Here is a 13,598-nt window from a genome sequence, read left to right as displayed (position 1 = left end):
CTCTCCCAAGGGGCGCGACCCGCCTTCCGGCGCGGCCCCTTCGCGGGCGCCTGCGCCCTGTCAGTCGAGGGATGAATGTTCACCGCATTCGCCAGAACCGTCACACGCATCAACCGGGGGATCGGCAAGTTCACCGCGTGGATCGTGGTGCCGCTGTTCCTGCTTCTGCTCTGCGACGTGGTCATGCGCTACGTCGCCGGGCGTCCCCTGTCCTGGTCGTCCGAGCTCGCGCAGCTCGTGTTCGGCGTCTATGGCATTCTCGCCGGCGGCTTCCTGCTGGCCGAGCGCGGGCACGTCAACGTCGACATCATCTACGGCCGGTTCAACCCGAAGAAGAAGGCCACAGTCGATGTCGCGACCTCGTTCCTGTTCTTCCTGTTCGTGATCGTCCTGCTCTGGCAATCGGTCGGCCTGTTCCTCGACGCCATCGACTGGCCGCAGATGCGGCCGCACCGGATCGAGCGGTCGAACTCCGTGTGGAAACCCGTGCTGTGGCCGGTGAAGCTGTTCATCCCGATCGCGGCGTCGCTGCTGCTGGCCCAGGGCGTCGTGCGCCTGGTCGCCGATATCCGGACCATCATGGGCCTGCCTGTGCCTGAAGACGTGTACGGAGCGAAAGTCTCCGATGGAGGCGGCCACTGATGAGCGTCGAGATCCTCACCCTCCTGTTCTTCGGCTCGCTGCTGCTGTTTTTGATGCTCGGCGCGCCGCTGACCTTCGTCCTCGGCGGCGTCTCGGTCATCTTCCTCTACTTCGAAATGGGCGAGGTCGGGTTCTACATCATCGCGTCGAAGATGTGGGACAACATGACCAACTTCACCCTGGTCGCCATCCCGCTCTACGTGTTCATGGCGTTCCTGCTGGAGAAATCCGGGGTCGCCAAGGATCTCTACAACATGATGCATCTGTGGTGGGGCGGCCTGCGCGGCGGTCTCGCCATCGGCACCGTGGCGATCTGCGCGATCTTCGCGGCGATGTCGGGCATCTCCGGCGCCGCGGTGGTCACCATGGGCACCATCGCCCTGCCGCGGATGCTGGAACGCGGCTATGACTCGAAGATGGCGCTCGGCGCGATCAACGCCGGCGGCGGCTGGGGCATCCTCATTCCGCCGTCCATCCTCATGGTGCTCTACGCCCTGCTGACCGAGGTCTCGGTCGGCAAGCTCTTCGCCGCGGGCATCGGGCCGGGGATCCTGCTGTTCGTGCTGGTCTCGGTCTACATCCTGATCCGCTGCGCCATCCAGCCCTCCATGGGCCCGGCCCTGCCGAAGGAGGAGCGCGGCGACTGGGGCGCGAAGCTGCGGGCGCTGTCGGCGGTGCTGCTGCCGTTGTTCATCGTGTTCATCGTGCTCGGCTCGATCTTCGGCGGCTTCGCCACGCCGACCGAGGCCGCGGCCATCGGCGTCTTCGGCGCGCTCATCGCCTCGGCGGTGAACCGTCAGCTGACCTATCAGAACATCAAGGAATCCGCGGTCTCCACCCTGCGGCTGACCGCGATGATCATGTGGATCCTGTTCGCGGCGCACGGCTTCTCCACCGCCTACACGGCGCTGGGCGCGGCCGAGCTGATCTCGGGCGTGGTCGAGCTGATCCCCGGCGGCAAGTGGGGCGGGCTCGCCTTCATGATGATGGTGCTGTTCTTCCTGGGCATGGTGCTCGATCCGGTCGGGATCATGCTGATCACGCTGCCGGTGTTCCTGCCCATCGTGGCGGCGAACGGGTTCGATCCGATCTGGTTCGGCATCCTGTTCGTGATCATGATGGAGGTCGGCTACATGACCCCGCCCTTCGGCTTCAACCTGTTCTATCTGAAGGGGGTGGCGCCGCCGGAGGTCACCATGGGCGACATCTACATCTCGGTCATTCCCTATGTGCTGGTCACCTTGCTGGGTCTGTTCCTGATCGTGCTGTTCCCGCAGATCGCGCTGTTCCTGCCGACCCTGTTCTTCCCGTAGGGGCGACGCGCGGCATGACCAACCGGCCCGGCGGATCCCTCCGCCGGGCCGGTTTCGTTTCGGGGCGACCCGGGGTTGTTGGTCGAGGAGTGGAAACTTGTTCCGATCGTTCGAAAGTGCGCGTCGAGGCGCGGATCGGGACGGATTCATGAAGGTGTTTCTGGACGAGGCGCAGGCGCTCCTCGACGATCAGGTGCGTCGCTGGCCGGCCCGGAACGTCACGCCCCTGATCGACGCCCACGAGGCCGCCAAGACCTTCCCCTTCGAGATCCTCGGAGCGCTCGCGCCGTTCGGCTATCTCGGCGGCCGCATCCCCGGGGCCTACGGCGGCCACGACCTGCCTTGCGCCACCTGGGGGATGCTGATGGAGCGGGCGGGCTATTGCTGAGGCAGCCTGCGCACGATCCTCAACATCACCAACGGCGCCATCCAGAAGCTCTCCACCCACGGCACGGCGGAGCAGAAGGACCGCTGGCTGAAGCCGATCCTCGCCAACCGGCTGAAGGTCTGCACCGGTTTGCCGGGACCCGACATCGGCTCCAACGTCCGAGGGGTCGAGACGCGCGCGGTATGGAAGGGAGACCACGACGTGCTGTCGGGCCGCAAGCTGTGGATCGCCAACGGGGCGAACGCCGGCATCGCGCAGGTCGTGGCGCGGGTGATCGGCTCGCCGGATTGCGAGGACGGCAAGCTTTCGACTTTCATCGTCGAGCGCGCGATGAAAGGCTATTCGGCCCGGCCGGTGGAGGAGATGGTGCTGCGCTGCACCGGCACGGCGGAGTTGTCCTTCGACGACGTGATCGTGCCTGCCGAAAACCGTCTGGGGCCCGAGGGCCGCGCGCTTGCGGGCGCGCTCGCCGGCCTCAACGCCGCCCGGGTCAACATCGCGATGGGCGCGGTCGGCGCGGCGCAGTCGGCGCTGGACCTCTCCATCGACCACGCGAAGACGCGAAAACAGTTCGCAAAGCCCATCGGGTCCTTCCAACTGGTCCAAATGCACATCGTCGACATGACCATCCGGGTGAAGGCCGCCCGCGCGCATTCCTGACCCGACGCCGCCGCGCTCGACCGCGGGCTTGAGGCGCGCGAGGATTGCTCGATCGCAAAGCTCTACGCCACGGGCGCGGCCTTCGAGGTCGCCGACATCGCGCTGCAGGTCCATGGCGGGCTCGGCTACGCGGTCGGCGACCCGATCGGGCGCATCTTCCGCGACAGCCGCGGCGGCATGATCCCCGAGGGCACGTCGGAGATCCAGACCCTGATCGCGGGCCGCGAGATCCTCGGGATCAACGCCATCTCCTGACCGCTTCCCGCCAGCCCCGCCGCGGCGGAGGAGACCCGCTCGATGACCTATCCGTTCCAGGACCTGACCCGCCTCTTCGCTCCCGCCTCCATCGTCCTCGTCGGCGCGTCGGACCGGGAGAATTCCATCGGTGCGCACATGCTCGCGAACCTGCTGGATCATTCGGATTTCCAGGGGGACCTGCATCTGGTCAACCCGAGCAAGGACGAGATCCGCGGGCTGCCCTGTCACCCCGACATCGCCTCGCTGTCCGCGACGCCGGGGGCGATGATCGTGATCCCCGCCCCCGGCGTGGCGGAGGCGGTGCGCCAGGCAGGCGCGCGCGGCGTGCCCTTCGCGGTGATCCTGACCTCGGGCTTTTCGGAGGCCGACGATGCCGGACGCGCGATGGAGACCGGACTGGTCGAAATCGCGCGCGAAACCGGAATCCGCCTTTATGGCCCCAACTGCCCCGGGCTGGTCAACATCAACGCCCGCATCGGCATGACCTTCTCGCACGCCTATCGCCACGACCTGCGCGCCGGCCCCATCGGGCTCGCGACGCAGGGCGGGGGGGGACGCAACATGATGCGGGGGATGGACCGCGGCGCGGGGATCGCCATGTGGTCCTTCTCGGGCAACGAATCCGACCTCCAGGTCGCCGATTTCATCCACCAAATGGCCGGCGACCCTGGCGTCCGCGTCATCGCCACGCTGATCGAGGGCATCAAGGACGGCCCCCGCTTCGCCGCCGCCGTGGCCCATGCCGCCCGCATGGGCAAGCCGGTGGTGGGCGTGACGGTCGGCCGCTCGGAATGCGGGGCGCGGGCGGCGGCCTCGCACATCGCCTCGATCACCGGCTCGGCCGAGGTCAATTCCGCCGTCCTGCGCCAGTTCGGGGTGATTGAGGTCGACGACCTCGACGAAGTCATCGACATGGCCGCCCTCCTCGCCCGGAAGATCCCGACGGGGTGGAGAAGATCGCGGTCTTCGCCTCGTCCGGCGGCGCCGCGTCGCTCTGCGCCGACCATGTGGGGGCGGCGGGGCTGGAATTGGCGACCTTCGCGCCCGAGACCGACCGCGCCATCCGCGCCATCCGCGCCGTGCTCCCAGACTACGCCGCCTTCGGGAACCCGGTCGACACGACTTCGGTGACGATCTCCGATCCCTCCGCCTTCTCCGCGTGGCGCAGGACCCGAATGTGGGCCTGATGCTGCTGCCGATCCCGATGGATTGCGGCGACTTCACCGCGAACGCCGCCCGGCCGATGGTGGCGGCGCAGGCGAAGACCGACACGCCGCTCTGCCCGATCTGGATGTCCGACCGGCTGGGCGAGGGCTGCCAGGTCTTTTCGGACGCCGGCCTCACCCCCTCCGCTCCCTGCGCAACATGGCCAAGGCGGTCCGGCGCTGGGTGAATCATGGGGCGTGGCGGGCGAGCGCCGATCCCGGCTGGATCCCCGCCCTGCTGACCGCGGGCCAGAGGCCGGGGGCGGAGGCGACCGCCACGCTGTCCGAGGCCGAGGGCAAGGCCGAGCTCTCCGCCGCCGGCATCCCCGCCACCGCGCCCCAGGTGGCGCGCTCCGCCGGGGAGGCTTCGAAAATCGCGCCCTGCCTCAGCGCCCGCCCGACACGTGCATCGCCTGCGCCGAGACGAAATCGGACAGCGATGAGGCATGGAACAGCACCGCCTTGGCGATGTCGTCCGGTTCCGGCAGCCGGGGCAGGGGGGTGAGGGCTTTCGACCGCGCCTCCAGCGTCTCGAAATCCTTGCGGGCGCGCAGACGCGGCGTGGCCACCAGCCCCGGGGCCACGGCGTTGACGGTGATGTCGAACCCGCCCGCTTCCCGCGCCAGCGCCGCGGTCAGGCCCACGAGCCCGGCCTTGGCGGGCGAATAGTTGGTCTGCCCCGCATTGCTCAGATAGCCATCGAGGCGATGTTCACGATCCGGCCCCGGCGCCGCGCCATCATCCCCGGCAGCGCCGCCCGGCAGCAATGGAACCTGCCCTTCAGCACCACGCCGTGGACGATGTCCCAGTCGTCCTCCTCCATCTTCGTGAGATACCTGTCGCGCGAGAAGCCCGCATTGTCGACCAGCACGTCGATGGGGCCGAGCGCGTCCTCAGCCTGCGCCATCGCCGCGCCGACCGCGACCTTGTCGAGGATGTCGACCGCGAGCCCGATGGCGATTCCGCCCGCCGCCGCGATCTCCGCCGCCGCCGCCTCCGCCGCTTCGCGGTTGAGGTCGAGCAGCGCGACGCGGGCCCCCTCCGCCGCGAAGAGCCGCCCGGTGGCCGAGCCGATGGCCCCGCCGCCGCCGGTGATCGCCACCACCTTGCCCTCGATTCGGAGATCCATGAGGGGTTCTCCTTGCCGCGTTCGAATATTGCTCATCGTTCAATGAATCTGAAAAATGGCCCTGAACCAATACTCAAATGGATTTCGTCCGTCGCCTTGAAATCTACGCTTGAGTAAAAAATGTGAAACGCCACAGGGAGGCGCCGGCCCAGGGAGCTTGAGAAACCCGACCTCTGCGCGCTGGCCCACGGGGGGACGACATTCGAACTTCGCGCCTCGCGCTGCGCCGCCTGCGACGGGCTCGGCTTTCCGCCCACGCCCTATGGCTGCCCGCCGCGTGCTCTTCCGCCATATCGGGTCCACCGGGCTCGCGGTGCAGCAGGTGGAGAACGCGTCGGCCTCGGGCGCCTTCGCCTTCGCGGACGCTTGTCTCGAGGTGGCGTCGGGGCGGGTGGATGTTTCGCTGGCGCCCGGCGTCGACAAGCACGGCGACCAGAAGCGCGCGGTGGCGAAGGAGGGGATCAACCGCCTGTCCGACGCCGCCCATATCCCCCTGGCCAGATCCGCCCTTCTCTGCCGGACCCTGAAACGCGAAAGCGGCCTGACCGCCGAGGACCTGGCCGGCGTCGGCGACAAGGCGTTCTGCGCCGGGGCGGATATCAAGGAGTGGGACGGCCGCCAGATCACCGCCTTCGACTATTTCGTCGCCCAGCAACACACGCATGACCTGTTCGCCGGATCGAGACCTTCGAGCGTCCGGTGATCGCCGCGATCAAAGGCGTGGCGCTGGGCGGGGGCCGCGAAATCGCGATGTGCGCCGATATCCGCTACGCCGCCGACCATGCCCGGATGGGCCTCGCCGAGGTCCGCCTCGACGCCATCCCCGCCGCCGGCGGCGCCCAGCGGCTGACCCGGCTGGTGGGCGAGGCGCGGGCGAAGGAACGGGCCTGCACCTCCGTCATGCTCGACGCGGGCGAGGCCCTGCGGCTTGGCCTGGTGTCGAAGGTCGTGTCCCTCGCCGAGCTGCGCCCCGCGGCGATGGCGCCGGCGAAACGCATCGCCGCGCAACCGCCGCTCGCCGTCGTCGTCGCCTTCGCCAAGCAGGCCATGAATGCCGGGATGCAGGTCGGCATCGACGCCGGCCTACGAGCGCTACGCCGCCTCCATCATGGTGAATTCCGAGGACCGCAAAGGAGGGGTTCCGCGCCTTCGTCGAAAAGCGCCCGCCGGTGTTCAAGCGGGTGTGAGCGCGGATCGGTCCGGCCGACAGGCGTGGACGTCGTCCAGGTCGTCCACGTTCCCGATGCGGAAATGGGGATCGCCCGCCTGCTCGAGACCCTTCGCCAGATGGAAGGCGATGGCCGGCGCGGTCTCCGCATCGGTGGGGGCAGACCGACCGCGCGCCGCCCCCCCCTCAGGCCGCGCCCTTCGGCAGGTTCGGCCCCGGGGGGATCCGCCCCGCGAAGATCTTCGCCACCGCCACCGACAGGATGATCCGCAGGATGTGATGCGCGGTCACGTAGATCACCGAGATATGCAGCGACACCGCGATCAGCGACATCTCGGCCAGTCCGCCCGGCGCGAAGGCCAGCACCACCGCCTCGGGGATCTCGCCGACCGAGCCCGCCAGCAGCAGCGCCGCCCCGATGGCGAGGCTCAGCGTGAAGATGATGTTGACGAAGGCGAGCCGCAGCGCCTTGACCAGCAGCCGCGACTTCACCCCCACGAAGCGGGTGCCGAGCGTGGTTCCGATGATCAGCTGGGTCAGCTGGATCGACCAGCCCGGCGGCGCCGCGTCGGTCAGCCCGACCAGATGCACGAGACCCGATACCAGGATCGGCCCGGTGATGACCGCCGCGGGCAAGTTCAGCCGCCGGCCTCCGAAGAACCCGATCACCCCGGCCGCCGCCAGCACCGCCACGTCGACCGCCCCCAGCGTAGCGCCCTGCCGGGCCATGCTCGCGCCGGCCGACGAGCCCACCGCCATCCCCTCGAACAACTGGAACCCCACCGGCACCAGCATGATGCACAGGATCAGCCGCATGAACTGCAGGACGGTCAGCATCTGCCGGTCGGCCCCGGCCTCGTCCCCCATCATGATCACCTCGAGCAGCCCGCCGGGCACGGCCGAATAATAGGCGGTGCAGGGGTCGAGCCCGCCGATCATGCGATAGCTGCGATAGCCGACATAGTGGGCGAGCGGGATGTAGAGGAAGGCCGCGAGCAGCGTCGGCCACCAGTTGAGCGCCTCGGCGAAGATCGCGGGCGTGAAGGCGTTGCCGATGGAGACCCCGATGATCGGCACGAAGAACAGCCGCAGCCCCATCGGCATCGCCGGATCCCGCCCGCCCGGCCGCAGCCCCAGCCAGGACGCGACCCCCACCGCCAGCACCGAGCCGAGCAGCATCGGCAGCGGCGCCCCCGCGACGGTGGCGAGCGCGCCGCCCGCGCAGCCGATGGCGAAGGTCGTCAGCGCAGTGACCGTGTGGATCTCCTGCGGGCCTATCTGGAACCGGCGCCAGTCCATCTCGCATCCGTCAAGAGGGGGGGCGCGGGTCGCGCATTCGGGTCGGCTCGGCGCGGGCGCCGGGCTGCGGAAACGACGATGACGGGGTTTCTACGTCTCGGCAAGTTTAGGGGGCCGCGGCGCCCGGCCGCGGGGGGTCAGCGGATCCGCACGCCCTCGATCACCATGTCGAGATATTGCATCGCCACCATCTCCGCCGTCAGCCGGCCTTCGGGGGAATGCCAGCGGGGGATGTGGTTGAGCGAGGCGTAGATCAGCCGGCCCAGCATGGCGGGGTCGACCTCGCGCAGGTCGCCGGCCTTGATCGCCGTCTCGATGATCTCGCGCAGCAGCCGCTCCAGCCGGTCGCGCCCGGCCCGGATCGCGGGCGCGAGGTCCTGCGGCCCCAGCACCCGGTAGATCGACGACGAGGCGACCCAGCCGGCCCGGTCCTCGTCGATCCGGCGGGCGGAGGTGCGCACGAACGCCTCCAGCTTGTCGAGCGGCGCGTCGGCGAGATCGACCGAGGCCAGCACCTGCGCGTAATTGTCGGCCAGGCGCGAGACCACGACGGCCTCATAGAGCCGCGCCTTGTCGGGGAAGTGGTAGTAGACCGCCGCCTTGGTCAGGGACGCCTCGTCGGCGATGTCCTGCAGCGAGGTCTTGTCGAAACCCTTCTCCGCGAAGAGCCTTGTGGCGATGCCCACCAGCTCCTTGCGCCGCCGGTCGCCTTTCGGCGAACGGCGCGGCGTCGGCGTCGTCGCAGGCGGCGCGCCGGACGGGGGCGGGGCGGCGCGGCTCATGCCGCCGGGCCCCGCGCTTGCGTCGCGCCCGATCCGGCCGCCACGCAAGCGCGGAGCCCGAATCGCCCATATGCGTGGAAGCGGCGGCCTCCGCGTCCGCTTCCCGCGTCAAAACCTTCCCTTCGGAAGATTTTCCGCGTTCCAATGCCCATGACGCCGCCGCCCCCGCCGTTCCGAACCCAGATGAAGAGGCCATGGTGATGACTGCGCCCGAGATCGCAACCGGACATTTCCGCATCCACCCCCAGGAGCGGGTGATTTTCGGCCTCCCCGCCGCCGACGCGGTGCGCGCGGAGATGGCGCGCGAAGGGCTGACCCGCGCCTTCGTGACCTCCACCGCCTCGCTCGCCCGCGGCGGTCCCGACGGGCCGCTCGCGAAGATCATCGCGGGCCTCGGCGACGCCTGCGTCGGCGTGCACGGCCACATCCGCTCCCACAGCCCCGAGGCCGACGTGGTCGCGGTGGCCAACGCCGCCCGCGCCGCGGGGGCGGACGTGCTGATCCCGGTCGGCGGCGGCTCGGTCATCGACGCCACCAAGGCGGTGCAGATGTGCCTCTGGCTCGGCATCGACAGCGTCGAGGCGCTGCGCGAGCAGGGCGCCCCCTTCGCCGGCCATGGCGCGTCCTCGCCCGTCGGCGGGATCCGGGCCATCGCGGTGTCGACCACGCTTTCGGCCGCCGAATTCACCCCCATCGCCGGCATCACCAATGTCGAGAAGGGGGCGAAGACCGGCTACAACTCCCCCGCGCTCGTCCCCCGCGCCGTGGTGCTGGACCCCGAGGCGACGCGGCCGACCCCGATGGACCTGCTGCTCTCCACCGGCATGCGGGCGATGGATCACGCGGCGGAGGCGTATTGCTCCCCCACCGCCAATCCGATGACCGACCTCTTCGCGCTGGGCGCGGCGGCGGCGCTGGCGTCGGCCTTGCCCGCGATCCTCGCCGCGCCCGACGATCTCGGCCCCCGCCAGGCCGGGCAGTTCGGCATGTGGCAGGCGATTTCGGCGCTGAACGGCGGCGCGGGGTCGGGCGCGAGCCATGGCATCGGCTACGCGCTCGGCGCGGGCTTCGGCGTGCCGCATGGCCATACGTCCTGCATCATGCTCCCCGCCGTGCTGCGCTGGAATTCGGAGGTCAACGCCGTCCGCCAGCTGGCCCTCGCCCGGGCGCTGGGCGACGAGACAAGGCCCGCCTGGGAGCTGATGGCCGAGCTGGTCGCCCGTCTCGGCGTTCCCGCCACGCTGCGCGATGCGGGCCTCAAGCGCGAAGACCTCCCCCGCCTCGCCGAGCTCGCGCTCGGCTATCCGCCGCTCGCCAAGAACCCCCGCCCCATCGCCGGCCCGGCCGATGTCGAGGAAATTCTGGACTTCGCCTTCTGATCCGCGGTTTCATGCGCCAACCTTACGATCACCCCGGTTCCACGCGGCGTTGCCTGCGCCTCCGCCCAACCTTTCCGCCGCCCTGAACCCTGTGCTCCCGCGCCCGGTCGGGGCGGCGCTTCCATCGCGAGAGCTGCCCCATGACCGACTCCCCCCGCCGCGGCCGCCACGAAGACCTGCGCTTCACCACCGGCCGGGGGCGCTACACCTCCGACATCGCCGCCGAAGGGGCGCTGCACGCGGTGTTCCTGCGCGCGCCGATGGCATCGGCCGGGGTGTCGGGGCTGGACGTGTCGGAGGCGCGCGATATGCCGGGCGTGGTGGCGATCTACACCCACGAGGATCTGGAGGCCGACGGGATCGCCCCCTTCGCCGCCCCCTTCAAGCTGCCCCGCAAGGATGGCGGGGCCTGGATCCAGTCGCCGCGCCCGTTCCTCGCCATCGACCGCATCCGCTTCGTGGGCGAGGCGGTGGCGATGGTGGTGGCGAAGAGCCGGTCGCAGGCGCTCGACGCCGCCGAAGTCATCGCGGTCGACTATGACGAACGCCCCGCCGCCCCCGATGGCGCCGCGGCCCAGGAACCCGATGCGCCCCTGGTCTGGGACGACCACCCGGGCAACATCGCCTATGTGTGGAACAAGGGCGACTGGGATGCGGTGGGCGAGACCCTCGCCGGCTCCCACCACGTCGCGCGCATCCACCGCCACGTCACCCGCGTCGCCGCCGTGCCGATGGAGCCGAGGAGCGCGCTGGCGATCCCCGGCCCGACCACGACCACCCTCTACGCCTCGATCCAGAACGCGCCGGCCATGCGCGGCGCGCTGACTGCGGTGCTCGGCGTGGCGGCGGAGCATGTGCATGTGGTCGGCCCCGATGTCGGCGGCTCCTTCGGCATGAAGTCCGGGCCGCTGCGCGAAGAGGTGCTGGTGTTCTGGGCCGCCCGCAAGCTGGGTGCGCCGGTCCGCTGGACCGCCGACCGGACCGAGGCGATGCTGACCGACGAGCCCGGCCGCGACATGACCGCGACCGCGGAGCTTGGTCTGGACGCCGCCGGCAAGTTCACCGCCCTGCGCGTGCGGCTGACCATTGGCATAGGGGCCTACGCCTCGGGTCGCTCGCTGGTCGGCATCCTCAACTTCGGCGGCGTCTCGGGGGTCTACGTGATCCCCGAAACGGCCGGCGAGGCGGTGGGCGTCTTCTCCCACTCCACCCCCACCGCCCCCTATCGCGGCGCCGGCCGCCCCGAGGCGACCTTCGCCATCGAGCAGGTGATCGACGTCGCCGCCCGCGAGCTGGGGATGGACCCGGTGGAGCTGCGCCGCGCCAACCTGATCCCCGCCGAAAGGATCCCCTACGACACCGGCTTCATCTTCACCTATGACAGCGGCGATTTCGCCAGGGTGATGGACGAGGCCGCCGCCCGCGCCGACCTCGCCGGCTACCCCGCCCGCAAGGCCGCCACGGAGGCCCGCGGCCTCATCCGCGGCCTCGGCGTCGTCAACTGCATCGAAGTGGCGGGCGGCCCGTTCGGCAACGCCGGCTCCGACTATTCCCGCATCGCCATCGGCGCCGACGGCCGCGTGAAGGTCGTCGCCGGCGTGATGTCGGCCGGGCAGGGGCTGGAGACGGCGATCGCCGCCTTCGCCGCCGCCGAGCTGGGCATCGACGAAGGCCTGATCGACTACGTGCAGGGCGACACCGCGGCGATGGAGGTCGGCAAGGGCATGGGCGGCTCGGCCGCGATGACCACCGGCGCCCCCGCGGTGGCGGACGGCATCCGCAAGGCGCTCGACAAGGCCCGCGCCGTGGCGGCGAAGGAGCTGGAGGTGGCCGAGGCCGATCTCGAATACGCCGCCGGCGCCTTCCGGGTGGCGGGCACCGACCGCGCGATCTCCCTCGCCGACGTCGCCAAGGCCGCCGAGGCCCGGGCCGTGGCGCTGGAGGGCTCGGGCGAATTCAAACCCTCTGACGCCACCTACCCCAACGGCTGCCATGTCTGCGAGGTGGAGATCGACCCCGAGACCGGCGTCACCCGCATCGACCGCTACGCGGCGGTGGAGGACATCGGCCACGTCCTGTTTCCGCAGATGGCCGAGGGGCAGATCCATGGCGGCGTCGCCCAGGCGCTGGGCCAGGTGCTGTGCGAGGCGGTGCGCACCGACGCCGAGGGCCAGCTGCTGTCGGCGACCTTCATGGACTACGCGATGCCCCGGGCGGGCGACATGCCCGCCTATGACTGCGGATTTTCGGAAGGCTCGCCCACCGCGATCAATCCGCTCGGGGTGAAGGGCGTGGGCGAGGCCGGCTCGGTCGGCGGGCTGGTGGCGGGCATGAACGCAGTCTGCGACGCGCTGGCGGGTCTCGGCGTCGCGAGCTTCGAGATGCCGGCGAGCCCGCAGCGGGTCTGGGCGGCGATCCAGGCGGCGCGGGCCTGAGCCGGTCTGACCCGGCCCGGTCCGGTGGCGCGACGGGCGGGGGGCGAATCTCCCTGCCGCCCGCGTGCCCCTTTCGCCCGTCGAAACGGCCCTGAACGCGGGTTTCGCCACCCGAACTTAGGACGCATGCGAAATAAATCGCCAGCGATTCCCGCGACTCAGCTACGAACGCCTCGCAAGCCTGGCGAATTCGTTTGCCAGAGTTCGCCGAACATGATTAGGAATATCGAAGCAGCGCACGTCCATGCGGCAATCCGGCCAGATGGACGACGATCCCCGAAAGAGCGTTGGCTCGGGGCGATCAGCTGGCTGCATCGGACGTCATCGGACAGTCCGCCGGTCGAGAGCCGCGCCGCCAGGCGCGGGAGATGAAATTGGTCGTCCCTGCGGCCTGGAAGGGCCAACGCAGCGCGGACGACGGACGAAAGACCCCCCTTGAAGTCAATCGCGGCTTACCGCGTCGCCGGCCTAGACCTCCCTCCGCACGCTGTGGAGCCGAGCCTTAATAGCGACCACGCAAGTTTTCCCCGTCGGGCCCGTCTCCGGGCCCATCGCCGGGCTTCCGTCGAGGGGGCCGACCGTCCCTTCAGGGACGCTCCGGCACGGGCCTGCGTCGCTGCGGACACCCGCCTTCACCCCTTCGCGACCGCCGCCCGCGCCTCCCGGCGCGACGCGGACGCGTTCCCCCTCGCAGCGGGCGTCCCCACCCGCTCGCCTGCGCGCTCACCCGAATAAAGGAGACATCTCGATGGCTACGGGTACTGTAAAGTGGTTCAACGGCACCAAGGGCTACGGCTTCATCGCGCCCGATGAGGGCGGCGCCGACGTGTTCGTCCACATTTCCGCGGTCGAGCGTTCGGGCCTGAACGGCCTCGACGAGGGCCAGAAGATCGGCTTCGAGATCGAAGTCGACCAGCGTCGGGGCAAGTCCTCGGCCGTG

The 13,598-nt window shown here is 70.1% G+C and carries 14 protein-coding genes and 2 pseudogenes; 12 read left to right on the top strand and 4 right to left on the bottom strand.

The annotated features are described in order from the left end of the window. The first annotated feature begins 75 nt into the window (after nucleotides 1-75). The 7 genes and pseudogenes from ACTB72_RS16255 to ACTB72_RS16225 all read left to right on the top strand — a co-directional run bounded on the left by ACTB72_RS16255 (nucleotide 76) and on the right by ACTB72_RS16225 (nucleotide 4,654). On the top strand, nucleotides 76-642 hold the full coding sequence (locus ACTB72_RS16255) for a TRAP transporter small permease subunit (RefSeq protein WP_463038052.1): 567 nt from the start codon (nucleotides 76-78) through the stop codon (nucleotides 640-642). Continuing rightward, the gene (locus ACTB72_RS16250) at nucleotides 642-1,955 is read left to right on the top strand and encodes a TRAP transporter large permease (protein WP_463038051.1); all 1,314 of its coding nucleotides are present in this window, start codon (nucleotides 642-644) and stop codon (nucleotides 1,953-1,955) included. The genes ACTB72_RS16255 and ACTB72_RS16250 overlap by 1 nt, the downstream gene beginning before the upstream one ends. Nucleotides 1,956-2,103: 148 nt before the next feature. Further along, nucleotides 2,104-2,343: an acyl-CoA dehydrogenase family protein gene (locus ACTB72_RS16245; protein ID WP_463038050.1), complete on the top strand. Its 240-nt coding sequence runs from the start codon at nucleotides 2,104-2,106 to the stop codon at nucleotides 2,341-2,343. Between the two features lie 129 nt (nucleotides 2,344-2,472). Continuing rightward, nucleotides 2,473-3,258 (top strand): annotated as a pseudogene (locus ACTB72_RS16240) (acyl-CoA dehydrogenase family protein). A gap of 42 nt (nucleotides 3,259-3,300) precedes the next feature. Further along, a pseudogene (locus ACTB72_RS16235) lies at nucleotides 3,301-4,176 on the top strand (CoA-binding protein); the annotation flags it as partial. Nucleotides 4,177-4,208: 32 nt separating this feature from the next. After that, a complete protein-coding gene (locus tag ACTB72_RS16230; RefSeq protein ID WP_463038049.1) occupies nucleotides 4,209-4,448 on the top strand; it encodes a hypothetical protein in 240 nt (79 codons plus the stop codon). Further along, nucleotides 4,439-4,654 carry a hypothetical protein gene (locus ACTB72_RS16225; RefSeq protein WP_463038048.1) on the top strand — a complete coding sequence of 72 codons (216 nt, stop codon included), beginning with the start codon at nucleotides 4,439-4,441 and terminating at the stop codon, nucleotides 4,652-4,654. The genes ACTB72_RS16230 and ACTB72_RS16225 overlap by 10 nt, the downstream gene beginning before the upstream one ends. A 198-nt stretch (nucleotides 4,655-4,852) precedes the next feature. Here the strand turns inward: ACTB72_RS16225 and ACTB72_RS16220 are convergent, their stop codons facing one another. Further along, nucleotides 4,853-5,233, bottom strand: coding sequence for an SDR family oxidoreductase (locus ACTB72_RS16220; protein ID WP_463038047.1), 381 nt, complete (start codon nucleotides 5,231-5,233; stop codon nucleotides 4,853-4,855). Continuing rightward, nucleotides 5,155-5,595 (bottom strand): SDR family NAD(P)-dependent oxidoreductase, encoded by a 441-nt coding sequence (locus ACTB72_RS16215; protein ID WP_463038046.1) that lies wholly within the window; start codon nucleotides 5,593-5,595, stop codon nucleotides 5,155-5,157. The genes ACTB72_RS16220 and ACTB72_RS16215 overlap by 79 nt, the downstream gene beginning before the upstream one ends. Before the next feature lie 277 nt (nucleotides 5,596-5,872). Here ACTB72_RS16215 and ACTB72_RS16210 point away from each other — a divergent pair, with 277 nt between their 5' ends. Further along, nucleotides 5,873-6,298, top strand: coding sequence for a thiolase family protein (locus ACTB72_RS16210; RefSeq protein WP_463038045.1), 426 nt, complete (start codon nucleotides 5,873-5,875; stop codon nucleotides 6,296-6,298). Further along, complete coding sequence (locus tag ACTB72_RS16205) at nucleotides 6,295-7,029, top strand: enoyl-CoA hydratase/isomerase family protein (protein WP_463038044.1); 735 nt, start codon at nucleotides 6,295-6,297, stop codon at nucleotides 7,027-7,029. The genes ACTB72_RS16210 and ACTB72_RS16205 overlap by 4 nt, the downstream gene beginning before the upstream one ends. On the opposite strand, the gene ACTB72_RS16200 is transcribed toward ACTB72_RS16205, so the two are convergent. Both ACTB72_RS16200 and ACTB72_RS16195 read right to left on the bottom strand, forming a co-directional pair. Next, nucleotides 6,950-8,062 carry an AbrB family transcriptional regulator gene (locus tag ACTB72_RS16200; protein ID WP_463038043.1) on the bottom strand — a complete coding sequence of 371 codons (1,113 nt, stop codon included), beginning with the start codon at nucleotides 8,060-8,062 and terminating at the stop codon, nucleotides 6,950-6,952. The genes ACTB72_RS16205 and ACTB72_RS16200 overlap by 80 nt on opposite strands. A 137-nt stretch (nucleotides 8,063-8,199) precedes the next feature. Next, nucleotides 8,200-8,844, bottom strand: coding sequence for a TetR/AcrR family transcriptional regulator (locus ACTB72_RS16195; RefSeq protein WP_463038042.1), 645 nt, complete (start codon nucleotides 8,842-8,844; stop codon nucleotides 8,200-8,202). Between the two features lie 200 nt (nucleotides 8,845-9,044). Between ACTB72_RS16195 and ACTB72_RS16190 the strand changes: the two genes are divergently transcribed. The 3 genes from ACTB72_RS16190 to ACTB72_RS16180 all read left to right on the top strand — a co-directional run. Then, a complete protein-coding gene (locus ACTB72_RS16190; RefSeq protein WP_463038041.1) occupies nucleotides 9,045-10,223 on the top strand; it encodes an iron-containing alcohol dehydrogenase in 1,179 nt (392 codons plus the stop codon). A 140-nt stretch (nucleotides 10,224-10,363) separates the two neighbouring features. After that, nucleotides 10,364-12,658, top strand: a complete 2,295-nt coding sequence (locus tag ACTB72_RS16185; protein ID WP_463038040.1) for a xanthine dehydrogenase family protein molybdopterin-binding subunit — start codon at nucleotides 10,364-10,366, stop codon at nucleotides 12,656-12,658. A gap of 748 nt (nucleotides 12,659-13,406) precedes the next feature. Continuing rightward, the coding region (locus ACTB72_RS16180; RefSeq protein WP_463038039.1) for a cold-shock protein at nucleotides 13,407-13,598 on the top strand (192 nt) is incomplete at its 3' end.

The sequence above is a fragment of the Albimonas sp. genome, from assembly GCF_055129145.1.
Note: the sequence above shows the minus strand (reverse complement) of the source record. Positions and strands in the feature narration are given on the sequence as shown.